This window comes from Yoonia sp. D2-7, assembly GCF_055809435.1.
This window is the reverse complement of the sequence record NZ_CM147912.1, coordinates 3,140,888-3,164,600: the sequence shown is the minus strand read 5'-3', so window position 1 is coordinate 3,164,600 and position 23,713 is coordinate 3,140,888. Positions and strand designations below refer to the sequence as shown.

Genomic DNA, 23,713 nt, shown 5'->3' with positions numbered 1-23,713 from the left:
GCTGTCTGACCACCAGACGAGCCGGGCTTCAGGTGTTGCGACCGCGCGCCGACCCTCATCCTATGACGTGATATGATCCAAAGGACGCCACCCATGTGCGCCGACACCCCTGAATACAAATCGACCCTGAACCTGCCCAAAACGGACTTCCCGATGCGGGCTGGTCTGCCAAAGCGTGAACCAGAATGGCTTGATCGCTGGAACACCATCGGCGTTTACGACCGCCTGCGCGACAAAGCGAAGGCAGAAACACGCGAACCATTCACCCTGCACGACGGCCCGCCGTATGCGAACGGTCACCTGCACATCGGTCACGCGCTGAACAAAATCCTCAAGGACTTTGTGGTGCGATCCCAGCAGATGATGGGCAAAGACGCACGCTATATCCCCGGTTGGGATTGCCACGGCCTGCCAATCGAATGGAAGATCGAAGAAAAATACCGCGAAAAAGGCCGCGACAAGGACGATGTACCTGTCGTTGAATTCCGCCAAGAATGCCGCGATTTCGCTGCGGGTTGGGTCGACATCCAACGCGAAGAATTCAAACGCCTTGGCGTCACCGGTAAATGGGAAAACCCGTATCTGACGATGGATTTCCACGCCGAACGTGTGATCGCGGAAGAATTCCAGAAATTCTTGATGAACGGGACGCTGTACCAAGGTTCCAAGCCCGTCATGTGGTCGCCGGTTGAGCAAACGGCATTGGCCGAAGCTGAGGTCGAATACCACGACAAAGAAAGCCACGCGATTTGGGTGAAATTCGCTGTCCGCGCCAAAGGCGAAGGCGTCGATATGGCCCTGCTGGATGAAGCGGGCGATTTCGAAGGCACTCAACAGAACCTCGCCGAGGATTTGCTGAACACCAGCGTTGTGATCTGGACCACCACGCCTTGGACGATCCCGTCAAACAAAGCGGTCGTTTACGGTGCCGACTATGATTATGGCCTTTACGAGGTCATCGGCACACCCGAGGAAAGCTGGTGCACCATCGGCGAAAAGTTCATCCTCGCTGACAAGCTGGCTGCAGGCGTGCTTACCAAAGCACGGCTGGAAGAAAACATGTGGCGGCGCATCCGGTCCGTTGATGCGGCAGAGCTTGCAACGATTTCCCTACGCCACCCGCTGAACGGCGTCGAAGGCGGCAATGGCGAATGGGACCAACCGCGCGATTTCCGCGCTGCTGACTTTGTGACCGATGAAGAAGGCACCGGTTTTGTGCATTGTGCACCATCGCACGGGATGGAGGAATTCGAACTCTACCGCGACCTCGGCATGCTGGAGCAGATGATCACCTATAACGTGATGGACGACGGATCTTTCCGCGAAGATCTGCCATTCTTCGGCGGTAAACGCATCCTGCGCGCCAAGGCTAAAAAGGGCGATTGGGAAGGCGACGCAAACGGCGCTGTCATCTCGAAGCTGGCATCCGTTGGCGGACTGCTCGCGCGTGGCAAAATCAAACACAGCTACCCGCATTCATGGCGGTCCAAAGCGCCGATCATCTACCGCAACACGCCGCAATGGTTTGCCGCCGTGGATAAAACGGTTGGCGACGGTCAGGACACATACGGCACCACGATCCGCGAGCGCGCGTTGCGGTCCATCGACGAACTGGTGACATGGACACCGCCAAAAGGACGCAACCGCCTGCATGCGATGATCTCTGATCGTCCCGACTGGGTGCTGTCGCGGCAACGCGCATGGGGTGTGCCGCTGACATGCTTCACCAAAAAGGGTGCGCTGCCGACCGACGCGGATTTCTTGTTGCGTAGCGATGAGGTCAACAGCCGCATCACCGCCGCATTCGAAGACGAAGGCGCAGACGCGTGGTACATGGACGGGGCGAAAGAACGGTTCTTGGACGGCACCGTGAACCCTGATGACTACAATCAGGTCATGGACGTGCTCGACGTGTGGTTCGATTCCGGTTCAACCCACGCCTTCACCCTGCGCGACCGCGAAGACGGGTCCGAAGACGGGCTTGCTGATCTGTATCTCGAAGGCACAGACCAACACCGTGGCTGGTTCCATTCGTCGCTCTTGCAAGGCTGCGGAACGATTGGTCGTGCGCCATATCGCGGTGTGATGACCTGCGGATTTACCTTGGATTCCAAGGGCATGAAGATGTCAAAATCCTTGGGTAACATCATTGCGCCCAAAACTGTGGCAGACCAATATGGCGCGGATATCCTGCGTCTTTGGGTGGCGCAGGTTGACTACGAAAACGACCAACGGATCGGTGATGAAATCCTGAAAGGGGTGTCCGACAGCTACCGCCGCTTGCGCAACACGATGCGCTTCTTGCTCGGATCGCTCAACGATTTCACCGACGCGGATCGGGTTGAACCGGCGGATATGCCGGAGCTGGAACGCTGGGTGCTGCACCGTCTGTCCGAACTGGATGAGACCGTGCGCAAAGGCTACGCCGCCTACGATTTCCAAGGTGTTTTCCAAGCGGTCTTCGCCTTCGCAACGGTTGAATTGTCAGCGTTCTACTTCGACGTTCGCAAAGATGCGCTGTACTGCGATGGAGATACAGACCGCCGCCGTGCATCACGCACCGTGCTCGACATCCTGTTTCACCGCCTGACTACATGGCTGGCACCTATCCTTGTCTTCACGATGGAAGAGGTCTGGCTGGAACGTCACAAAGGCGACGATGTCTCAATCCACCTAACCGACATGCCGGAAACACCAATGGCGTGGCGTGACGCGGCACTTGCTGAAAAGTGGGCAACTGTGCGCCAAGTGCGCCGCGTTGTGACCGGCGCGCTAGAGGTCGAACGGACCAACAAAGTCATCGGCGCATCGCTCGAGGCCGCGCCGACCGTCTATGTGACAGCAGACGTCGCTAAGGTGCTGGAAACAGTGACCTTTGACGATCTGTGCATCACGTCCGGTATCACGGTCAGCACCGATGCGGCCCCTGCGGATGCGTTCACAAACGACGATGTAGCGGATGTCGCAGTCGTGTTCGCGCGGGCGGACGGCGACAAATGCCAACGCTGCTGGAAAATCCTGCCAGACGTGGGCACGCACAGCCACGCAGGTGTCTGCGGACGCTGCGACGCAGCACTTGCGTAAGGCAAATCAATTGCGGGCCGGCATGCAATCGCCGGTCGGCCCGCTGACTATTGTCGTGGAAAACGACGCTGTTGTGGCGCTTGATTGGGTGAAACCATTGCGCGATGACGATCATCCGGTGCTGATCGCGGCATTGGATCAACTTAGCAAATATTTTGACGGCAAACGGCAGGATTTTGATTTACCCTTTGCGCCGCAGGTCTCTGACTTCCAAAAGATATTCGGCCAAGCCCTTTGCGACATCCCATACGGTGAAACGCGGACCTATGGCGACCTTGCCAAACAGCTCGACCGTCCGGCGCAGGCCATCGGTCAAGCCTGCGGGGCGAACCCGATCGCTATCCTAATCCCTTGCCACCGCGTTCTGTCGTCGACAGGTCTTGGTGGATATTCAGGGGCAGGCGGGGTCGAGACAAAGGTGAAGCTGTTGCAACTTGAAGGGGCCGGTTCGCTTCTTTTGTAGCAAAGGCCACGTATCGACCGCAGCAGAACCTCGGCGGTTTTTAACCGTCTTTGCCGTGGATCACCTGCTGCATGGCACCAGCCCCAAGCAGATAAATCGACGTCAGCATCAGACCATAATGCGCCAAAGACGCAGGGTCGAAATTGACCCATGCGGCCCAACCGGCAAACACCGTCCACGCCATCGCCACAGGTAAGGTGACCACACGCCAACGGGCAGTGCGGACCGGATGGACAAACTTGACCGGAAAAAACATTGCGGCGGCTAAGACGGCAACCAGCACGAGGCTCACGTAGAAATTGGGCTGGATCGCAAACAGAACAAGAACCACCATGTTCCAGCATCCGGGGAAGCCGGAAAAGGAATAGTCTTTTGTTTTCATGCGCGTGTCAGCAAAATAGAGGGCCGATGCAAATGTGATGACAATGATCGCCACCCAACCGGTCCAGCCGGGCAGCAGCCCCGATTTAAACAGCGCGTAGGCGGGCACAAACACATAAGTCAGATAATCGATGATTAGATCCAATAAGACGCCGTCAAAGATAGGCGCGTTGGTCTTCACGTCGTATTTGCGGGCCAGCGGACCATCGATCCCGTCCACAAAAAAGGCCACGACGAGCCACAGGAACATCATCGACCAGTCCAGATCAACAGCGGCGAGCATCGCAAGCATCGCGAAAACCGCACCGGAGGCCGTCAGTAAATGAACGCCCAAAGCTTTTTGTGAAAGTGTCATCCCGCGTTCATGAAGGAAATTCTGTGTCGGGGCAACAATAAGACCGCATAAGGAACAACAAGATGGTCAGTTCCTGTGTAGTGCGTTTGCATGGGGGCCAGCCCCCATACCCCCGAGATATTTAAGGCCAAAAGAAAAGGTATCAGGCTTTCGGGTGGGCGCGGTTGTAGACGTCCATCAGATGGGCGGTATCGACAGCCGTATAGGCTTGGGTGGTCGACAGGCTTGCGTGGCCCAGCAGTTCTTGAATGGCGCGCAAATCACCACCTGCAGTAAGCAAATGGGTTGCGAAGCTATGGCGCATCGCGTGGGGCGTCGCACTTGCGGGTAAACCCAATTGCAGGCGTGCCTTTTCCATAACCTTTTGGACGATACGCGGATTAAGCGCGCCACCTCGGGTGCCGCGAAACAACGGGCCGCTTGGTTCAATCGGGTGAGGCGACAAACGCAGGTAGGTGTCGACTGCGTCCTTTGCCGCATCAATCACGGGCACGATGCGTTCCTTGCCGCCTTTGCCTTTGATCATCAAAGTATCCGGCAGTGGGACCGACGCACCTGTCAGGCCCAAGGCTTCGGAAATCCGTAATCCGCACCCGTACATCAGCGTCACAACGGCCATGTCGCGCGCTGCCACCCAGCTGTCTTTGGCCTGCAATTCGACGGTATCGATCATCGCAGAGGCGGCATCAATCGCCAAAGGACGCGGCAGTTTCTTGGTGAATTTCGGGCTGCGGGTGGATAGCACGGCTGTCGGTTCAAAACCTTCGCGTTCCGCAAGCCATCGATAGAAGGTTTTGACGGCCGATAACGCTCGCGCCAGTGACCTCGCACCGACACCGCGGCTGCGTTCATGCGCCATCCACGCCCGCATATCGGTGACGCTGATCTTCGCAAGTGGCCCAAGACCTTGGGTCTCGCCGTTGTGCTGCGTCATGAATGCCAGAAAACCCATCACGTCGGTTTGATAGGCTTTTAGCGTATTGTCGGCGGCATCATTCAGGGCGCGGCAGTGGTCCAACCACGCCGCAAGCGCATGTGACAGAGCTGGCGAAATCAGGCCAGCCACCGGCGCATCGCGCGTTCGAACACGCCACCAAAGAATGTCAGCAAATCGGTGCCCTGCTGTGGGGTGAACTGATGTGGATCTTCTGATCCCATCACCAGCATGCCGGGCAGGCGGTTCGGGCCAAAATCAAGTTTCAAACAGGCTTCTGACCGGATGTAGCTGGCTTTGTCGCCAAACAGGCTGGTGTCGTCCGCCGTCACTTGGCGCAGGGTCACTTGGCGCACGGACATGTTGCGGCCATGGGTGATATATTCGTCGATCTCACCAACAGGCACGACCTGCAAAACTTCGCCAACTTTGGCGACGGCAGCGTTCGGTTCGGCATCTTCGCTTTCCAACACCAGACGCATCACATCAACACGCAATGTATCGGCAACGTCACCGGACAAATCCTGCAAAAAGGCTTCGAATTCAGTGGCGTCCATCATCCGCAGAACTGCGCGATGGATTTGGTTTGTGCCTGCCAGGTTTTCATATGCGGCGGCGATCACTGAACGGTGGGTGTCCTCAAGACGATCCAGACGGGCCTCAAGACGTTCCATCGCAATACCACGCAGATCGACAATATTGCCGCCCATGGTCTGTTCGTTTGCGGCCACGAGGGCGCTCATGATGTCTTTGTCCTCAAGCAATGCTTCAGGATCGGAAATAATCTTGGCGCGGATATCCGCGTCCATCAGGGGAATGCTTGTCATTAGAACCTGCTCGCTACGGTATTATTTTCTTTTAGACATAGCAGAGCGAAGATGCCTTGGGATAGGTTTTTTCACACTGCGGCACAAAGCGGGGTATCGGTGCAACATACGCAGCTAGACGCTGGCAAATAAGGTATAGTGACCATAGCTTCGGGATAGAGGCTTGTCCGAGCGGAAATTATGCTTGCGCAATGCGCGGGACATAAAATGGTTCAGAACCCCATGACCAATGAGCGCGACACAAGGATGATCGCCAGTGGCCCTGACCATTAGCTTTGCAGCGCGGTCGACACGCGCAAAGAACCGGTCGCGGCTTTCGCAATTCTTGCGCCGACCAAGAAACCAAAGAACACGTGAGATCGCAAACAGGGTTTTGGGCTTCGCACTAAACGGAAGCGCCGGAAGGTCAGGCAATTCGGCTTCACGGAAAACCGGATCGTTCACATCCATGAACCCAAAGACTTCCATCGCGGTATCCGGACTGCGTCTGAGACTGCTGGTGAAAATATAATCGCAACGCGGGGTCGGTTGCGTCGGTAGGAACGCGACCAAAGGGGCCGCGTTATATGCATCAACCAAGGCGCGAAAATCACGAAACGCAACGCGTTCCGTGTTGTCAAAATCGACAGCAGCATGACGATAAAGATAGATATGCGCTGACACCAACTTGGCCCCGGTAAAACGAAAATGGCGACCCTTAGGCCGCCATTCGTTTACCATAAATCGGCAATTTCTTAAAGGATTGTGATACCTGCTTTTTCGATATCAGCCATGAAACCGGCCAATCCTTTGTCCGTCAGAACGTGGTTTGCCATCGCTTTGATCACTTTAGGAGGCGCAGTGCAGACATCCGCACCAATTTTCGCGCATTCGGACATATGGTTCGCCGACCGGATAGAGGCGGCAAGAATCTGTGTGTCAAAGCCGTAGTTGTCGTAAATTGTCCGAATATCTTCGATCAATTCGAGACCGTCTAAGTTGATGTCATCCAAGCGGCCGATGAATGGGCTGATGAATGTCGCACCGGCTTTGGCGGCCAAAAGCGCTTGGTTCGCTGAGAAGCACAGCGTCACGTTAACCATCGTGCCTTCGTCGGACAGCGCCTTACAAGTCTGCAAACCGGCCCATGTCAGTGGCACTTTGACGGCGATGTTGTCAGCGATTTTGGCCAACTTGCGGCCTTCGGCCAGCATCGTTTCCGCGTCCAATGCGACCACCTCGGCGGACACAGGACCAGATACGATGTCACAAATCTCTTTCGTGACTTCCAGAATGTCGCGGCCTGATTTGGCGATCAAGGACGGGTTGGTTGTCACGCCGTCAACCATGCCAAGGGCGTGCAGTTCCTTGATCTCGTCAATTTCAGCCGTATCTACGAAAAACTTCATCTGTAATCCCTCCGGGGAATGGGTTGGCGTTTGTTGCGCCAGCGTTTACCTCAGAACGGACAGGGCGAAAAGCCCATACCGCAACTGCCAATCGCCCGAAGGGGATCACGCTTGAGCCAAGAATTCTTCCACGAAGGTGAATTGGTCGCCGTTTTGACGGCCCAGCCGCTGGACAGGTTCCTTGATTACAAGGCGACCGAAGGTGGCTGTCACCTTGGTGCATTCGTTGAAGTCCCGTTGGGGCCGCGCAAAGTGCTGGGTGTTGTCTGGGGGCCGGGCAAGGGTGACTTTGATTACAATAAGGTAAGGTCGGTCATTCGGGTGCTGGATGTCGCGCCTATGCGTGACGAGATGCGGCAGTTCCTGACGCGCGCCGCCGACTACACGCTGACACCGCTGCACGCGATGCTGCGGCTCGCGACCCGCGCACCGGGATTGGGTGATGCCCCGTCGATGCGTAAAGTTTACCGTCTTGGCGACCAAGAACCCGACCGCGTGACGGCGGCCCGCACCAAGGTGCTAGAAGTTCTGCGCGATTATGGTGGCCTGTCGTTTACCCTAAAAGAACTGGCCGACATGGCGGGTGTTGGGTCCTCTGTGGTGAAGGGGCTGGTGAAATTGGGTGCGGTCGCCGAAGTCGACGCCCCTCGCGACATGCCCTATCCGATGCTTGATCCGGACTACGGCGGCAAAGAATTGAGCCCCGATCAGGTGGCAGGCGCGGATGCGTTACGCGCCGATCTGCGAAGCGATAAATATGGCACGACGCTACTAAAGGGCGTGACAGGATCCGGCAAAACCGAAGTCTACCTCGAAGCGGTTGCCGAATGCCTGCGCATGGGGCGTCAGGCATTGGTGCTGTTGCCCGAAATCGCGCTATCTGGCGAATTCATTAACAGGGTCGAAGCGCGGTTCGGCATGAAACCCGCCGAATGGCATTCCGGTGTGACGATGACCGAACGCCGCCGCTGCTGGCGGATGGTCGGGCAGGGGGACGCACAGCTGATCGTGGGCGCGCGATCCGCGTTGTTCCTGCCGTTCCAAAATCTGGGTCTCATCGTCGTCGATGAAGAACATGATACGTCATACAAACAAGAGGATGGTGTCCTTTATAATGCCCGCGATATGACCGTTTTGCGGGCGGCGATTAACGGGGCGCAGGTTGTCTTGGCGTCGGCCACACCAAGTCTGGAAAGCTGGGCGAATGCGGATCAGGGCAAATATAAGCGGTTTGAGTTAAAATCGCGTTACGGCCCGGCGATCATGCCAAAAATGTCCGCGATCGACATGCGTGTCGAAGACCTGCCAGGCGGCAAATGGGTGTCCCCTTCGTTGCGCCAAGCCATTGCGCAACGCATTGAAAAAGGGGAACAATCGCTTGTTTTCCTGAACCGCCGTGGTTACGCGCCAATCACGCTGTGCCGTGCTTGCGGGCATCAAATTGGCTGCGATCATTGCGATGCGCGGATGGTCGAACACCGCTTTCTCAAGCGCTTAATGTGCCACCAATGTGGTGAAACCAAACCGATGCCAAACGTCTGTCCGCATTGCGAAGCTGAGGATAAACTTAGCGCAGTTGGCCCCGGTGTTGAACGCATGGGCGAAGAAATTACGGACCTGTTTCCGGATGCCCGCGTCGCTATTTTGTCGTCTGATTTGTACGGCTCTGCCCGCGCCATGAAAGCGCATATCGAAGAAATCGCGCAGGGCGGCACCGACATCATCATCGGGACGCAATTGGTGGCAAAAGGCCATAACTTTCCAAAGCTTACGCTTGTGGGGGTCATTGATGCGGATCTTGGATTGCAAGGTTCTGATCTGCGTGCCGCCGAACGTACGTTCCAACTGATGCGACAGGTTGCAGGGCGTGCTGGACGGGCCGAAACCCCCGGTGAGGCGTTGCTGCAAACGTATCAGCCTGAACACGGCGTCATCCGTGCGATTTTGGCGGGCGACGAAGAAGCATTCTGGTCGGCCGAGGCGCATGAACGCAAAGACGCAGGCGTGCCACCATATGGACGCATGGCGGGGATCATCCTTAGCGGCACAACGGCGGAAGAGGTGTTTGATCTGGGGAACGCGATGGCACGCCAAGACGGGCCATTGCGCCGGATTGGCGCGCAGGTTTTTGGCCCCGCGCCCGCACCCATCGCACGGGTGCGCGGACGGCACCGTGTTCGGCTGTTGGTCAAGGCGGAGAAAAGCGCCCCGCTGCAACAAGCACTGGCGCAATGGGCTGGTCAGTTCAAACTGCGCGGCGAATTGCGGATGGCCATAGATATCGATCCGCAAAGCTTTTACTGACGCGTAAGCCGCGCTTTCCAATCCCGTATAAGGGGCGTAAGCCTGCCTCATGAATATCGTCCGCCTTGAAGATGCCCGGCACCTGCCATTCTGGCAGCGGCCTGTGACGCTGCTATTTCTGTTTGCGATGGCGCTGCCGGTTGCTTTTGCGACATGGTCTGCATTGCTGAACAATTTTGTCATTGAGGTCGCGAATTTCGACGGCTCTGACATTGGTTGGCTGCACACAGTCCGCGAAATTCCTGGCTTCTTTGCGATTGGCGTGATCGCGTTGATCATGTTCATGCGCGAACAGGTGTTGGGGATTGTGGCCCTTGTGATGTTGGGCGTTGCGACTGCGATCACGGCCTATTTTCCGTCGATGGCGGGGATTCTGACGATCACGATGCTGTCGTCGATCGGATTTCACTATTTTGAAACCGTGAACCAATCGCTGCAATTGCAATGGATCGACATCAAACGCGCACCGCAGATGTTGGGCTGGCTGACCGCAGCTGGGTCGGGCGCGACGCTTGTGGCCTATCTGTTAATTGTGGGCACGTGGAAGACCTACGACCTAAGCTACGCTTTTGTTTACATGGCCGCTGGCGGGTTTACTACGTTTGTCGCGGTTTTCGCCTTTTTCGCGTATCCTCAATTCGAAAGCCCGCATCCGCAGTTGAAGACTTTCGTCCTGCGTCGCCGCTACTGGCTTTATTACGCGCTGCAGTTCATGTCGGGCGCGCGCCGTCAAATTTTCGTGGTTTTCGCGGGCTTTATGATGGTCGAGCTTTTCGGGCTAGAGGTCCATGAGATCACGCAACTGTATTTGATCAATCTTGTGGTCAACATCGTCTTTGCCCCGTTGATGGGCCGTTTGGTCAGCGTGTTTGGCGAACGCCGTGCGCTATTGTTCGAATATGCGGGACTGATCGTGGTGTTTTTGGCCTATGGCGGCGTCTACTACTTTGGCTGGGGCGTCATCGTCGCGGCGGGGCTTTACGTTGTGGATCACATCTTTTTCGCGCTCGCCTTGGCGTTAAAGACCTATTTCCAAAAGATCGCGGACCCCCAAGACATTGCGCCGACAGCAGCCGTTGCGTTTACGATCAACCACATCGCGGCGGTGTTTCTGCCTGCAGCGTTGGGCTATCTGTGGCTGACGTCACCAACGGCGGTTTTCGTGTTGGCGGCTTGCATGGCGAGCGTTTCGTTTGCGCTGGCATTGTTGATCCCGCGCCATCCAGTGCCGGGGTACGAGACGCGGTTGCAGACACCTTTGGCGCGCGTTGCCTAAGTTTCGCGGAGAAGCTGTTGTTTTTAAATGATTTTTAACGTAGTTCCGCACGGCGTCTTAAGCTGAAATTCACGCCCTTGTGTGTGCTGCTGGAAAGGTCGCCTACCGCGCACTATATACTACCCGAACCCGAACAGGAGATTGCCATGTTCTTTATGACCCGCGACAAATCCGAAATGATCTCTGCTGATGCGGCCCTGCTGGGGCGTGCGATGCCAATCCCGACTGCTGAAGCGCACCATGTTTTTGGCACGCCGATCACACCTGATGTGCCAGAAGGCCAAGAGGTCGCGATGTTTGGCATGGGCTGTTTCTGGGGCGTTGAGCGGATGTTCTGGCAGCTGGATGGCGTGACGTCGACGATGGTGGGCTACGCAGGCGGGTTCACCCCGAATGCGACCTATGAAGAAGTGTGTTCCGGCAAAACCGGCCATAACGAAGTGGTTCGGGTTGTCTATGATCCATCGGTGATTTCATATGATCAGTTGTTGCAGGTGTTCTGGGAAGGCCATGATCCGACCCAAGGGATGCGCCAAGGTAATGATCGCGGCACGCAATATCGGTCAGGCATCTACACTTATACTGATGCGCAGGCCAAAGCGGCAGAGGCCAGCAAGGCCGATTTTGCCCCGCGCCTATCCAAAGCAGGGTTTGGTGCGATCACAACAGAGATTACGCCGGCACCCACATTCTATTTTGCTGAGGATTATCACCAGCAGTATTTGTCAAAGAACCCAGACGGGTATTGTGGCATCGGTGGCACTGGCGTGACCTGTCCAATTGGCGTCGCGGTCTAAGCAAAACACAATAAGCGATCACAAGCCTTCCCTGCGGGGAAGGCTTTTTTGTTTTGACCTGCCTGTCGCCACGGCATACCGGAGGGCAAACCGCAAAGGGCACCTAATATGACCACTTATTCTGCACTAACGACACTGATGGGCGAAGAGCTTGCGACGAAACTGGGCGACGCGCTTGAAGCACTGACACCTGAACCAACTGGTGTGGGCGTTTTCGAGGTCGAAGATGGGTCCGGGCTATGGGAAGTCGGCGCGTATTTCGACGACCAACCTGATGTCGCTGGCATGGCTGTGTTAACCACGATGTATGACGTGAAGCCGTTTGTCGTGTCCGAAGTTCCCGACACCGATTGGGTTGCACATGTGCGGCGCGAACTGGCACCGGTCGTCGCAGGCCGGTTCTTCGTCTACGGGTCACATGACGCGGACAAAGTGCCTGATGATTGTACGCCATTGCTGATCGAAGCGGCGATGGCTTTTGGCACGGGGCACCACGGCACGACATTGGGCTGTCTGCGGGCGTTCGACCGACTGGTCAACGCAGGGTTCACATCTGGCAAGGTCGCGGACATCGGGTGTGGGACCGCCGTTTTGGCAATGGCCGCAGCAACTGTCGTACCAGAAGTTGTGATCGCCACGGACATCGATCCGGTCGCCGTTGATGTAGCCGAAGTGAACGTGCGGGCGAACAAACTGGACGGTCAGGTGAACTGTGTTACGGCCCCCGGTTTCGAAACTCCGGTGCTGAAAGACGCGGCCCCGTTCGATTTGATCTTCGCCAACATCTTAAAAGGGCCACTAATCGGCCTTTCTGCCGACATGGCAAAAGCGACAATCGCAGGTGGACATGTGATTCTGTCCGGTATTTTGAACGAACAAGCTGATGACGTGGTTAACGTTTATGAAGGAAATGGATACAGTCTTTTGCATCGTGATGTGATTGTTGAATGGACGACGCTAACGTTCACCAAAAAGACTTAATTTCTTCGTAAATCAGGGCTTTGCCCCATTGTTGCCACATTTCAGAGTCAATTTTTGAGTATACCCATTAGGGTGGGATTAATGTTTGAGTGAGGTCGTAATGGCTTATGTTAATGCACCATTTGAGAAACGCCTGCGCAAAATTGTGCGCACGAATAACCGCATGGCGAATGCTGGCGTAGTTCATAAGATGCAATCGGATGGGTTGGTTGTTGCCAAGCCACGGCTTTACGCGCCCCGTTTTCCGTGGCGTGGTTTAGTTCTGCTCACTTTTGCGGTGTTTGTGTTTAAGGGGTACGTGCATTACGCGCTGGGGGAAGCTGATTTTAACCAACGCATTTCGGCCCTGTCCGAAGGGACAGTGTTTGAGCAAGTCGGGGGACTTGCCATGTTTGCCGATCCTATGACGTTGGCGATTTCAGAGCTGCTTAACAAGTTTATCGGGTAATTTCTGGCCGGCAGCGCATGCCGCCAGTATCGAGTCTGTTCATTGTTTTGAACACCCACATACGAAAGGCCGGTTAGATTTCTCTAACCGGCCTTTTTGCTTGTCCCAAGTGTTGGGAAATTAGCGCGTGATCGTCGAAATAGTGTCCAGATCAGCGTAAGTCAGGCCGATATCTTCGAGTTCACGTGCTGACAGTTTGGACAGCGCTTTGCGTGTGATACGCGCGTCGTTCCAAGTTGCCAAAGTGCCTATTACGGAGGCGAAGATGTTAGAAAAGCGGCCTGCGTTCAGGACGGCGACTGGGCGGGTGGTGTCAAAAGCGGCCATGGCCATGCTCCTTAGCTGGTGCTGCGTTGCAGCGGTGATGTCTGATAAGCCGCACTTAGGAGTCTTATCCGAGTCTGACTAGGGACTTTTATTGCATAGGTCATATGCGTTTTCAGAATACCCGAGGTTTCGCCATTACGCCCTTTGAAATAAGGCGAAATGGGGCAGCGGCTGATGTCGTTTTTTGGCAATCTGATGGCGCATTTTGATCTTCAAAATGGGTCATGCTGCAATTGCGACATAACTCATGTCGGATTTGGTCAATTCAGTTCCCGCTTGGTATATGTTCGCCTTTTGTGCTATCGGTGAAAAAACAACAAAAAACCGAGCAGGATGAGGAAATCAGATGCGCGTATTGGGGATTGATCCGGGTCTGCGGAACATGGGCTGGGGGATTATCGACGTGGCTGGCAGCCGCATGACCCATGTCGCCAACGGAATTGCCCATTCGACGGGCAAGGATTTGGGATTTCGGTTGTTGTCGCTGTACGAACAATTAACGGACGTTATTCACACTTACGGCCCAGAAACTGCCGCCGTTGAACAGACGTTTGTGAACAAAGACGCGGTGGGCACGCTGAAACTGGGCCAAGCGCGCGGGATCGCGATGTTGGTTCCGTCGAAGGCCGGGCTCGAGATTGGCGAATATGCCCCCAACGCGGTTAAGAAAGCCGTTGTTGGCGTGGGCCACGCTGCAAAGGCGCAGATTGACCATATGGTCCGCCTGCAATTGCCGGGGGTCGAATTGGCTGGCCCCGATGCGGCTGACGCATTGGCAATTGCCATTTGCCACGCGCACCATCAACAATCGGCGAACCATTTGTCACGCGCGATTGCAAAGGCCACAGCATGATCGGGAAAATTTCAGGGATTATCGACTATCGCGGTGCGGACCACGTGCTGATCGACGTGCGCGGCGTGGGCTATGTTGTCTATGTGTCGGACCGCGTGAAAGCCGGATTGCCCGCGAATGGCGAAGCGGTGGCGTTGTTCACCGATCTACTGGTGCAAGAAACGAATTTGCAACTTTTCGGCTTTACGTCACTGGTAGAAAAGGAATGGCACCGCCTGCTGATGTCAGTGCAAGGAATTGGTGCGAAAGCGTCGATGGCGATTTTGGGCACCTTGGGTGATGAAGGCGTTAGTCGCGCCATTGCGCTGGGCGATTGGAATGCGATTGCAAAGGCCAAGGGCGTTGGCCCAAAGACCGCGCAAAAGGTGATCCTTGATTTGAAGGACAAAGCGCCGTCAGTGATGGCAATGGGCGGCACCTTGGCCGAAAATCTGGACGACGCGGTTTTGGAGCCTGTCGAGGCGCCGAAAAAGAAACGGGCAGCACCGCCAAAGGCAAATCCCGCACAGCCAGAGGCGCTATCGGCGCTCGGCAATCTTGGTTATGCGCCCGGTGATGCGGCAAGTGCGGTCGCTGAGGCATTAGGTGCTGAACCTGATCTACAGACGGCTGGATTGATCCGCGCCGCCTTGAAGCTGCTGGCCCCGAAGGAGTAAAGGGTGTCCATGCAAGAACCGGACCCCACATTACGCCCTGACCGCCAGCCCGAAGATGCGGATCGCGCGTTGCGTCCGCAAACGCTTGATGAATTCATCGGACAGCGTGATGCCCGCGCGAACCTGAAGGTGTTTATCGAGAGCGCTAAGAAACGTGGCGAAGCGATGGATCACGCGTTGTTTCATGGGCCGCCGGGCCTTGGGAAAACGACGCTCGCGCAGATTATGGCGCGTGAATTAGGCGTGAATTTCCGCATGACCTCTGGCCCTGTTTTGGCCAAGGCGGGTGATTTGGCGGCGATCCTGACCAATCTGGAAGCCCGCGACGTGTTGTTTATCGACGAAATCCATCGTCTCAATCCTGCTGTTGAAGAGGTGCTTTATCCAGCGTTGGAGGACTTCGAGCTTGATCTCGTGATCGGCGAAGGACCAGCTGCGCGGACAGTACGGATCGAATTGCAGCCCTTTACGCTGGTCGGTGCGACAACGCGGATGGGCCTGCTGACGACGCCTTTGCGGGATCGTTTTGGTATTCCGACGCGGCTCGAATTTTACACCGAAGATGAACTGCACGAAATCGTCACGCGTGGTGCCCGCCTGATGGGCGCACCTGCGGCGGATCTGGGTGCGCGCGAGATCGCGAAACGAGCGCGGGGCACGCCGCGGATTGCGGGGCGTCTACTGCGCCGCGTCGTTGATTTCGCTGTTGTGGATGGCGACGGAACGGTCACGCAGGAAATCGCGGATATGGCGCTGACACGGCTTGGCGTGGATAACCTGGGCCTTGATAGCGCGGACCGTCGGTACCTGCGATTGATCGCGGAAAGCTATGGCGGTGGCCCCGTGGGTGTCGAAACCCTATCGGCGGCGTTAAGCGAAAGCCGCGATAGTTTGGAAGACGTGATTGAACCATATCTGCTGCAAAAAGGGTTGATCCAACGGACCCCGCGCGGGCGGATGCTGGCGCAGGCCGCGTGGCGTCATTTAGGGCTAGATGCACCCAAAGGGCAGACGGATATGTTCGGGTAGCGGGATGCGCGGTTTTTCTGGAAAAATCGAAACCCAAGACCCTCCAGCGAGAATTGTTAAGGACAGATGAAAATGGAACCTGATCAAGTTGCTGCGTTGTTTACGCGTGCTGATGACACCTATCTGTGCGCGCGGTGGGGCCGTCCGATTGTGCCAGTGGTGTTTGGCGTTGATGACGCGACGCTTGCCGTTTTCAAAGGCGCGATCGAAGCTGTCGTGACGCTTGCCAACCACAAGATGGATGAAACGGACATGGAATTGGGTGCAAACCTGATGGTGTTCTTCTGTCGCGATTGGGACGAGATGCCAGAGGTGCCGCATCTGGAAAAGCTGGTGCCGGATTTGGTGCCGCTGGTGGAGCGGCTGAAGGCGGCGGACGCCAACCAATACCGGATTTTCCGCTTTGACGAAGCCGGCGCCATTCGCGCGGCCTTTGTTTTCCTGCGGATGGATGCGCATCTTGAACAGGTGTCGGCCGATACGTTGGCACTTTCGCAGGCGGTTCAAACCATTGTTTTATGGTCCGATCAGGCGTTCCGGGAAACATCGCCTTTGGCCGTTCTGAATGACCAAACTGTTCTGCGTCCTGAAATCGCAAACGTCATCCGCGCGGTCTACGATCCGGTTATGCCTGCCGTTGCGCATGATCCGTCCCATGCTTTGCGCCTGTCCGCCAGAATTGGAATGGTGCAATGACCCATGTTTTGCCTGTCAAAGTCTACTACGAAGACACGGATATGGGTGGGGTTGTCTACTATGCCAACTACCTCAAATTCATCGAACGCGCCCGATCCGAAATCGTCGAAGAGTTGGGCGTAGATCAAAATGTCTTAAAGGCCGACGGATACGTTTTCGTCGTGACCCGCGTGGTGGCCGACTATCTGGCGCCTGCGAAACTTGGCGACCGATTGGAAGTCAAAACCACGCATAAGGCGACATCCCCGCTGCGGTGGGTGTTCGATCAGACGGTCTGGCGCGGCGACCAATGTCTGTTCAAGGCGGATGTCACGGCCGTTTGCATGACAAATGAAGGACGTCCCGTACGGCTTCCGGCGGAACTTCGCGCACAATTGGCATAAACGCCAACAATTCGTGATCAATTGCGTCGTGGATTTTGTTTTCGCGATGCGCTAACACTATCTGCAACAGAGCCCGACAACGGGCCTAAGGGCAGAGCAGGTATATGGAACACGACTTCACAATGTGGGCGCTGTTTGCGCGCGCGACGATTACCGTCAAATTGGTTATGATCATGCTGATTGCCGCATCTTTGTGGTGCTGGGCTGTGATCGTGGACAAGATCATTCAATACCGTAAAGCGCGGCGCGAAGCAGAGGTTTTTGACCGCGCGTTCTGGTCGGGTGAACCGCTGGATACCCTTTTTGATCAGATCGGTGCGAACCCGCGCGGCCAAAGCGAAAAGATTTTTGCCGCTGGCATGTTGGAATGGCGCAGATCGCACAAGCAGGACGGCAACCTGATCGCGGGCGCTCAGGCGCGGATTGACCGGTCGATGGATGTGGCGATTGCGAAAGAATCCGCAAAGCTGACAAAGGGCCTGCCGGTTCTTGCAACGACCGGATCGACCGCCCCGTTTGTTGGCCTGTTCGGGACCGTTTGGGGGATCATGAACGCGTTCATCGAAATCGCAGAAGCCCAAACGACGAACCTTGCCGTTGTAGCACCCGGTATCGCAGAGGCGCTTTTGGCCACTGGCCTTGGCCTGCTCGCCGCGATCCCTGCCGTGATTTATTATAACAAGCTCAGTGCCGATGCCGACCGGATCACTGCTGGCTACGAAGCCTTCGCTGACGAATTCGCGACGATCCTAAGCCGTCAGTTGGATTCCTGATATGGGTGCTGGTGTCATGAAATCAGATGATGGCGGGGGCCGCAGACGGCGTCGCCGGTCATCGCGTGGCCAGCCGATGGCCGAGATCAACATCACGCCTTTTGTGGATGTGATGCTGGTTCTTTTGATCATCTTTATGGTGGCCGCCCCGTTGATGACGGTAGGTATTCCTGTGGAATTGCCGGAAACCAGTGCGAACGCTTTGCCGTCCGACGACGAAGAACCGCTGACCGTTACAATCACTGCGGATGGGCGCACGTTGATCCAGACGACGGAAACGCCGCGCGCTGAATTGATCGCGAAATTGTCTGCGATTGCCGCAGAACGCACATCTGACCGCATCTTCCTGCGGGCCGATGGCGCGAATTCGTGGAATGCGGTCGCGGAAATCATGGGCGATTTGAACGCGGGTGGCTTTTCCAACATCGGCTTGGTGACTGACATGGCCCAAACAGGCGCGAGCGAGTAAGCCAAAATGGCGACACCGGGCACCATCATTTCAGGCGTAGGGCACGCGGGACTTCTGATCTGGCTGATAGTCGGTTGGGGCTTCAACGCCGAACCTTTGCCTTTCGAGGTATCAGAGGTGTCGGTCGTTTCTGGCGAGGAATATGCGCAGATCGTAGCGGCCACGACGCCGCAACCGGGCACCGCAGACCCGTCCGCGCCACCGGTGCCAGAGGTCGACGATGCAGCCCCGACTCCCGAAGCGGTCGATGATCCGGCCCCTCTGCCTGCCCAGCCTGAAGCCGTGGAAACACCGGCTGAAGATAGACCACCGCCTGCACCTGTTCCTGCCGCTGAACCCGCCGTAGTCAGCGACGCGATCCCGGAACTGCCGCCTGTGCCAGACACGCCACCACCCGGTGCGCCGGATTTGACGTCATCGCCACGCCCGCAACAGCGTCAGGCGGACCGCATCGCACCAACGCAGGTTGCGCCGCCGCCGGAAGACGTGGCTGTAGCAGAGGTCGCAACCGAAAGCGCAGCGCCCGAACAAGAAACACCCGAAGAGGTCGTCGAAGAAGCGGTCGAAGAAACGGCACCGGAGGAAGCCGCGACAGAAATCGTGTTGGAGGACGCCGTGCCATCAGGTGCGGTCGAGACATCCGTGCGACCCAACGTGCGCCCGAACCGTCCGACGCCCGCGCCTGTGACACCAGCAGAGACATCGACAGCATCAAGCGACAACGTGGCGACCGAAGTGGATGATGCGGTTGCAGCGGCGCTCGCGGATGCGGCCAGCAGCAGCGACGCGCCGAATATCCCGCAGGGGCCGCCCATGACCGGATCAGAACGTGAAGGTTTCCGTGTCGCGGTGAACCGTTGCTGGAACGTGGACCCGGGATCAGTGGCGGCACGAGTGACGCTTGTAGTCGGATTCAGCCTTGATCAAGCGGGCAAGGTTCAGGGCGACGTGCGTCAGATTTCCGCGTCCGGTGGTGATGGTTCAGCACAAAGCACGGCATTTCAGGCGGCGCGGCGTGCCATCCTGCGGTGCCAAAATCCAAATGGATACCAGTTGCCAGCGGACAAATACGGCCAATGGAAAGATGTTGAAATTACCTTTGACCCTTCAGGGATGCGATTAAGGTAACGGCAAGAAATTGCGCAGGGGGGCAGGAACCTTTTCCCCGTGACGCGTGTAATAGTTAAGACGAAGGTGCAGGCGCACCTATCGAAAATGAGGCGAGAGCATGAAACGACTATTGACCATCTTGCTAGCGGCGGCCTTGTCCGGCGGGCTAGCGGCCCCCGTTGTGGCGCAAGATGGCCCGTTGCGATTAACCATTACCGATGGTGTGATCGAGCCGTTGCCGTTCGCAGTCCCCGCGTTCGAGGCCGAAAACCCGGAGGCCGCACAAGTCGCCGCAGATATCACGCGCCTTGTTGCGACTGACTTGACCGGGACGGGTCTGTTCCGCGAAATTCCGTCGTCTGCCTTTATCGCGCAGGAAGCTTCGTTTTCGCAGCCTGTGTCTTATCCTGATTGGCGCGCCATCAACGCGCAGGCCTTGATTAAAGGGGCTGTGACGGTCAGCGGACAGAACCTGACGGTGAAATTCCGGCTTTATGATGTGTTCTCTGGTGCTGAATTGGGCGGCGGATTGCAGTTCGCAGGCACCGTGCCCGGCTGGCGGCGCATGGCCCACAAAGTGGCCGATGCAGCCTATTCGCGTATCACCGGTGAAGGCGGATATTTCGACAGTCGCGTGGTTTATGTGGCCGAAGCAGGGCCAAAAGATAACCGTGCCAAACGGCTCGCGATCATGGATTATGACGGTGCGAACGTTCAATTCTTAACGGACAGCAGCGCGATTGTTTTGGCGCCACGTTTCAGTCCGACAGGCGATCGGGTCCTGTATACATCCTACGAATCCGGCTTCCCGCGCATTAACGTTTTGGACGTAGCGAATGTTGGAAAACGGCAGCTTCCGACCGCTGAAGGCGAAATGGCGTTTTCGCCGCGTTTTTCGCGTGACGGGACACAAGTGATCTACAGTCTCGCGAATGGCGGCAACACGGATCTCTACCGGACGGATTTGGCCAGCGGCGCGCACACGCGTTTGACCTCTGCCCCGTCGATTGAAACGGCACCGTCGTTCAGCCCCGACGGCAGCCAGATCGTGTTTGAAAGTGACCGTTCCGGTGCGCCGCAGCTGTATATCATGTCCGCAAACGGCGGTGACGCACAGCGTATTTCCTTTGGTGAAGGCCGCTATGGCACACCCGTTTGGTCCCCACGCGGTGATCTGATCGCATTTACAAAACAAAACGCAGGCCGGTTCCACATTGGCGTGATGCGTACTGACGGCAGCGAAGAACGCCTTTTGACCGCATCACCTTTGGACGAAGGCCCCACATGGTCACCGAACGGGCGCGTTATCATGTTCTTCCGCGAAACATTAGGCGCCGGGGGCACGTCGTCCCTGTATTCTGTCGATGTTTCAGGACGCAATTTACAAGCCGTACCAGTCCAAGGCGGCGCATCTGACCCGACCTGGGGTCCATTACAGCCATAAAACAAAGCGTGATTCACATGATGCGAAACACATGTTAAGATCGCGCCAACAAACCAAGAATAATAGGAACGGGCATATGGTATTTTTGAAGAAGGCTGCGCTGGCGACGCTGATTTTGGCTACTGCGGCATGTACGAACCCTGATCGCTTTGGCGGCAACGGTGGTGCGGATGCGGGCGCTGGTGCGGGTGTAAACGCGGGCGGGCCATTGGTCGCACCCGTTGCGCCAACCGGCGCGAATGATCCGCAGAGCCCGCTGTACTTTACACAGACAATTGGCGATCGCGTGTTGTTCGTCGTGGATAGCTCTACCTTGACTGCGGCTGGACAGCAGACATTGAACGGTCAAGCGAACTGGTTGAAAACAAACGCGGATTATCAGGCGATTATTGAAGGCCACGCCGATGAGCAGGGCACGCGGGAATATAACCTTGCGCTTGGCAACCGTCGTGCAAACGCGGTGCGTGAATACCTTGTGTCGCAAGGCGTTCCATCGACGCGCCTGCGGGTGATTTCCTACGGGAAAGAGCGCCCGATTGAGGTTTGCGCATCCGAGGCCTGTTATTCTCAGAACCGCCGTGCTGTGACTGTGATCGCAGCTGGCGGCACGAGTTAAGGAAAAGAAAATGCGGCGTTTTCTGACTATCGCGACTGTTATTGCTATCGCGCCTTTGACGGCTTTCGCACAGGATGGGACATTGGCGGACATTCGCCAGCAACTTTCTGTGCTTTATAGCGATATCAACGGCTTGAAAGGGGAACTGTCGACGACAGGTGCCCTGACGACTGGTATCGCAGGGAATACTCCGCTTGATCGCCTGAACGCAATCGAAGCGGAATTGCAGCGTCTGACGTCCAAAACCGAAGAACTCGAATTTCGCGTTAACCGTATTACGGTCGATGGGACCAATCGCATCGGTGATCTTGAATTTCGTCTGTGTGAACTCGAAGAAGGTTGCGATATCGGGCAGTTAGGCGACACGCCATCCTTGGGTGGCGTTGATAACGGGGCGAATGTTCCGGCGGCGACACCGGCCCCTGCGACAGGTGGCCCTGCTTTGGCAGTTGGCGAACAGGCTGATTTTGAGCGGGCGCAGGAGGCGCTCGCTCAAGGTGACTTTCGCAGCGCCGCTGACCTCCTTGCGACCTTCAGCGCGACCTACCCGGGCAGCCCAGTAAGTCAGCAAGCCGAATTGCTGCGTGGTAAAGCGCTTGACGGTCTTGGTGACACGACCGCCGCTGCACGTGCATATTTGCAGGCATTTTCTGGTAATCCACAGGGGCAATACGCGCCTGAAGCGTTGCTAAAGCTTGGTGTTGCTTTGGGTGCTGTGGGGCAGGTTCAAGATGGTTGCATAACACTCGCTGAGGTTGGTGTGCGCTTCCCCGGCGATCCAAGCGTCCTTGAATCACAATCGGCAATGCGCAATTTGGGTTGCTCGTGACGGCATGCTGCCTGAACTTCCTGAAGAAACCGTAAAGCTTCTTTCGAAATTGCCGAAAATCGGCGTCGCTGTTTCGGGCGGGGGCGATTCCGTTGCACTTTTGTTGGCGGTGCATGCCGCTTTTTCAGACAGCACCACGCGGATATATGCCGCGTCGGTTAACCATGGTCTAAGAAAAGAAGCGACAAGCGAATGCGAATTCGTCGCGACGTTGTGTGCCGCGCGAAGTATCCATCACACGACGTTGTCGTGGCAGGGGGCGGGCGCAGTTGGCAACCTTCAAGCCGCCGCTCGCGATGCCCGCTATAGGCTGTTGGCCGATTGGGCGCAGTCACAGGACATTCAACACGTTTTGTTAGGACATACGTTGGATGATCAGTCCGAGACGATTCTCATGGCGCTTGGTCGCGGCGCAGGCCCCGAAGGTCTGTCAGGCATGCCATTGCGAACCGTCAAACATGGCGTTGTGTTCCTGCGGCCATTCTTGGGGACGTCGCGGGATTCACTGCGAGAAGGATTAAGAACCGCTGGCCAGAATTGGATTGATGATCCGTCTAACGAAGATCCCCGTTTTCAACGGATTAGGGTCCGGCAACTTCTTAGGCCATTGGAAGAAGCCGGTATTCCGCTAACCGCGTTTTCACAAGTTGCTGAAAACATGGCGCAAACGACGGAAATGCTGGATCTTTCGACACGTGATCTTTTGACGGAACATGTCATCGAGGATCAAGGGGACTACCTGTTGCGGCAGGATGTGCTCGCCAAGATTGGGCGAGAAGGTGCGCGGCGATTGGTGCTCGCTATCATGCGCACACTCAACGGTGGCGAAGCCGCGCCGCGCCGCACTGAACAAATCGAAGCTTTGCGGCGACTGCAGCGCGGTGAGGATGCGACCGTTGCGGGCTGCAAGCTATCATATGGCTGGGGCATGGTCCGATTTGCGCGCGAATATCGTGCAGTGCAGCATCGTGTCGCTAAAACGGACGAAATCTGGGACGGTCGGTGGCGGCTGGACGGGCCACATGCAGACGACATCCACATCGCAGCGTTGGGTGATGCCGTCGATGATTGCCCAAACTGGCGTCAAACCCGCCTTCCAAGGGCATCGTTGCGGTCTAGCCCTGCGATTTGGCGCGGCGACACGCTTGTTTCGGCCCCGTTGGCGGGTTTTTCGAATGCGTGGTCGTTACAGATTGTCGCTGATTTGCCAAGTTCGGGGTCAGGTCATTGAAGTCTCGGCGTGAACGTCTATTTTACCTTTAACGCTTAGGCCCGACTCTGTCGGTGCCG

The 23,713-nt window shown here is 56.5% G+C and carries 25 protein-coding genes; 19 read left to right on the top strand and 6 right to left on the bottom strand.

Annotation, left to right across the window (positions count from 1 at the left end; genetic code table 11):
- The first annotated feature begins 93 nt into the window (after window positions 1-93).
- The gene (ileS, locus tag AC0L7R_RS15615) at window positions 94-3,084 is read left to right on the top strand and encodes an isoleucine--tRNA ligase (RefSeq protein ID WP_473657785.1); all 2,991 of its coding nucleotides are present in this window, start codon (window positions 94-96) and stop codon (window positions 3,082-3,084) included.
- A 22-nt stretch (window positions 3,085-3,106) separates the two neighbouring features.
- On the top strand, window positions 3,107-3,547 hold the full coding sequence (locus AC0L7R_RS15610; protein ID WP_473657783.1) for a methylated-DNA--[protein]-cysteine S-methyltransferase: 441 nt from the start codon (window positions 3,107-3,109) through the stop codon (window positions 3,545-3,547).
- 40 nt (window positions 3,548-3,587) lie between these two features.
- Here the strand turns inward: AC0L7R_RS15610 and AC0L7R_RS15605 are convergent, their stop codons facing one another.
- The 5 genes from AC0L7R_RS15605 to fsa all read right to left on the bottom strand — a co-directional run bounded on the left by AC0L7R_RS15605 (window position 3,588) and on the right by fsa (window position 7,432).
- Entirely contained in the window at window positions 3,588-4,283 is a 696-nt protein-coding gene (locus AC0L7R_RS15605) for a CDP-alcohol phosphatidyltransferase family protein (RefSeq protein WP_473657781.1), read from the bottom strand.
- Window positions 4,284-4,425: 142 nt separating this feature from the next.
- Entirely contained in the window at window positions 4,426-5,340 is a 915-nt protein-coding gene (locus AC0L7R_RS15600; RefSeq protein ID WP_473660441.1) for a tyrosine-type recombinase/integrase, read from the bottom strand.
- Window positions 5,337-6,044: a DUF484 family protein gene (locus AC0L7R_RS15595; protein WP_247127477.1), complete on the bottom strand. Its 708-nt coding sequence runs from the start codon at window positions 6,042-6,044 to the stop codon at window positions 5,337-5,339. The genes AC0L7R_RS15600 and AC0L7R_RS15595 overlap by 4 nt, the downstream gene beginning before the upstream one ends.
- Window positions 6,045-6,158: 114 nt before the next feature.
- The gene (locus AC0L7R_RS15590; RefSeq protein WP_473657780.1) at window positions 6,159-6,707 is read right to left on the bottom strand and encodes a histidine phosphatase family protein; all 549 of its coding nucleotides are present in this window, start codon (window positions 6,705-6,707) and stop codon (window positions 6,159-6,161) included.
- A 71-nt stretch (window positions 6,708-6,778) separates the two neighbouring features.
- The gene (gene fsa, locus AC0L7R_RS15585) at window positions 6,779-7,432 is read right to left on the bottom strand and encodes a fructose-6-phosphate aldolase (protein ID WP_247127475.1); all 654 of its coding nucleotides are present in this window, start codon (window positions 7,430-7,432) and stop codon (window positions 6,779-6,781) included.
- 111 nt (window positions 7,433-7,543) lie between these two features.
- Between fsa and AC0L7R_RS15580 the strand changes: the two genes are divergently transcribed.
- From AC0L7R_RS15580 to AC0L7R_RS15560, 5 genes are all read left to right on the top strand, one after another.
- On the top strand, window positions 7,544-9,736 hold the full coding sequence (locus AC0L7R_RS15580; protein WP_473657778.1) for a primosomal protein N': 2,193 nt from the start codon (window positions 7,544-7,546) through the stop codon (window positions 9,734-9,736).
- 49 nt (window positions 9,737-9,785) lie between these two features.
- A complete protein-coding gene (locus tag AC0L7R_RS15575) occupies window positions 9,786-11,012 on the top strand; it encodes an MFS transporter (protein ID WP_473657776.1) in 1,227 nt (408 codons plus the stop codon).
- Between the two features lie 146 nt (window positions 11,013-11,158).
- The gene (msrA, locus tag AC0L7R_RS15570; RefSeq protein ID WP_473657775.1) at window positions 11,159-11,809 is read left to right on the top strand and encodes a peptide-methionine (S)-S-oxide reductase MsrA; all 651 of its coding nucleotides are present in this window, start codon (window positions 11,159-11,161) and stop codon (window positions 11,807-11,809) included.
- 108 nt (window positions 11,810-11,917) lie between these two features.
- Complete coding sequence (locus AC0L7R_RS15565; protein WP_473657773.1) at window positions 11,918-12,790, top strand: 50S ribosomal protein L11 methyltransferase; 873 nt, start codon at window positions 11,918-11,920, stop codon at window positions 12,788-12,790.
- A 100-nt stretch (window positions 12,791-12,890) separates the two neighbouring features.
- Window positions 12,891-13,238 (top strand): hypothetical protein, encoded by a 348-nt coding sequence (locus AC0L7R_RS15560; protein ID WP_247127470.1) that lies wholly within the window; start codon window positions 12,891-12,893, stop codon window positions 13,236-13,238.
- Window positions 13,239-13,358: 120 nt separating this feature from the next.
- On the opposite strand, the gene AC0L7R_RS15555 is transcribed toward AC0L7R_RS15560, so the two are convergent.
- Entirely contained in the window at window positions 13,359-13,565 is a 207-nt protein-coding gene (locus AC0L7R_RS15555) for a DUF1127 domain-containing protein (RefSeq protein WP_348394352.1), read from the bottom strand.
- Between the two features lie 346 nt (window positions 13,566-13,911).
- Between AC0L7R_RS15555 and ruvC the strand changes: the two genes are divergently transcribed.
- From ruvC to tilS, 12 genes are all read left to right on the top strand, one after another.
- On the top strand, window positions 13,912-14,418 hold the full coding sequence (gene ruvC, locus AC0L7R_RS15550) for a crossover junction endodeoxyribonuclease RuvC (RefSeq protein WP_247127468.1): 507 nt from the start codon (window positions 13,912-13,914) through the stop codon (window positions 14,416-14,418).
- Window positions 14,415-15,074 (top strand): Holliday junction branch migration protein RuvA, encoded by a 660-nt coding sequence (gene ruvA / locus AC0L7R_RS15545; RefSeq protein WP_473657772.1) that lies wholly within the window; start codon window positions 14,415-14,417, stop codon window positions 15,072-15,074. Before ruvC ends, ruvA begins: the two co-directional genes overlap by 4 nt.
- 9 nt (window positions 15,075-15,083) lie before the next feature.
- Entirely contained in the window at window positions 15,084-16,103 is a 1,020-nt protein-coding gene (ruvB, locus tag AC0L7R_RS15540; RefSeq protein WP_247127466.1) for a Holliday junction branch migration DNA helicase RuvB, read from the top strand.
- 72 nt (window positions 16,104-16,175) lie between these two features.
- Window positions 16,176-16,799 (top strand): hypothetical protein, encoded by a 624-nt coding sequence (locus AC0L7R_RS15535; RefSeq protein WP_473657771.1) that lies wholly within the window; start codon window positions 16,176-16,178, stop codon window positions 16,797-16,799.
- A complete protein-coding gene (gene ybgC, locus AC0L7R_RS15530) occupies window positions 16,796-17,182 on the top strand; it encodes a tol-pal system-associated acyl-CoA thioesterase (protein WP_473657770.1) in 387 nt (128 codons plus the stop codon). Before AC0L7R_RS15535 ends, ybgC begins: the two co-directional genes overlap by 4 nt.
- A 122-nt stretch (window positions 17,183-17,304) precedes the next feature.
- Window positions 17,305-17,955 carry a protein TolQ gene (tolQ, locus tag AC0L7R_RS15525; protein WP_473660439.1) on the top strand — a complete coding sequence of 217 codons (651 nt, stop codon included), beginning with the start codon at window positions 17,305-17,307 and terminating at the stop codon, window positions 17,953-17,955.
- Window position 17,956: 1 nt separating this feature from the next.
- On the top strand, window positions 17,957-18,424 hold the full coding sequence (locus AC0L7R_RS15520; protein WP_247127462.1) for an ExbD/TolR family protein: 468 nt from the start codon (window positions 17,957-17,959) through the stop codon (window positions 18,422-18,424).
- Between the two features lie 6 nt (window positions 18,425-18,430).
- A complete protein-coding gene (locus AC0L7R_RS15515; protein WP_473657769.1) occupies window positions 18,431-19,552 on the top strand; it encodes an energy transducer TonB in 1,122 nt (373 codons plus the stop codon).
- Window positions 19,553-19,652: 100 nt separating this feature from the next.
- Window positions 19,653-20,978 carry a Tol-Pal system beta propeller repeat protein TolB gene (gene tolB, locus AC0L7R_RS15510; RefSeq protein ID WP_473657768.1) on the top strand — a complete coding sequence of 442 codons (1,326 nt, stop codon included), beginning with the start codon at window positions 19,653-19,655 and terminating at the stop codon, window positions 20,976-20,978.
- Window positions 20,979-21,054: 76 nt separating this feature from the next.
- Window positions 21,055-21,594, top strand: a complete 540-nt coding sequence (gene pal, locus AC0L7R_RS15505; protein ID WP_473657767.1) for a peptidoglycan-associated lipoprotein Pal — start codon at window positions 21,055-21,057, stop codon at window positions 21,592-21,594.
- Between the two features lie 10 nt (window positions 21,595-21,604).
- Window positions 21,605-22,423: a tol-pal system YbgF family protein gene (locus AC0L7R_RS15500; protein ID WP_473657766.1), complete on the top strand. Its 819-nt coding sequence runs from the start codon at window positions 21,605-21,607 to the stop codon at window positions 22,421-22,423.
- Between the two features lie 4 nt (window positions 22,424-22,427).
- Window positions 22,428-23,654, top strand: coding sequence for a tRNA lysidine(34) synthetase TilS (gene tilS, locus AC0L7R_RS15495; RefSeq protein ID WP_473657765.1), 1,227 nt, complete (start codon window positions 22,428-22,430; stop codon window positions 23,652-23,654).
- The last annotated feature ends 59 nt before the right edge of the window (window positions 23,655-23,713 follow it).